This window comes from Gordonia sp. i37 (assembly GCF_002043085.1).
In the GTDB taxonomy this organism is placed as follows: Bacteria; Actinomycetota; Actinomycetes; order Mycobacteriales; family Mycobacteriaceae; genus Gordonia; species Gordonia polyisoprenivorans.
In genome coordinates this window covers 1-404 of the sequence record NZ_MVPX01000570.1, presented here as the reverse complement: position 1 = coordinate 404, position 404 = coordinate 1, and the positions used below count along the sequence as shown (strand labels likewise).

Genomic DNA, 404 nt, shown 5'->3' with positions numbered 1-404 from the left:
ATCTCGGCGAACCTCGACATCATCGCCGGCGAGAAAACCAGAACTCTGATGGAAACCTTGTCGGCGCCGAAACCTCAACCCGACGGATCCCCCGATCCCCGGACACCCGAACAGATCTGTGCTGCCGCGTTCGAAACGATCGTGGAGTTGGCGGCACAAGGCTTGGCCGACACCACCTTCTCGGCCAAACCGACCAACGGCCTGTTGTGGACCTGGTCGGCGGACAACCCGGCACTCGGTGGGGATTTGCAGAATATGGGTGCCATCACCGAAGCCACCGCCCGAATGTTGTCGTGTGACACCACCATCACCAAAATCATCCTCGACCCCAACGGTGTACCGCTCAGTGTTGGCGAGGCGAAACGCTTCTTCACCCCCGGGCAACGCAAAGCACTCCTGGTGCG

At 60.6% G+C, this 404-nt stretch carries 1 protein-coding gene; it reads left to right on the top strand.

Translation table 11 applies throughout. The features are described 5' to 3' along the window. The coding region (locus B1964_RS27930) for a DUF222 domain-containing protein (protein ID WP_139765915.1) at window positions 1–404 on the top strand (404 nt) is incomplete at both ends.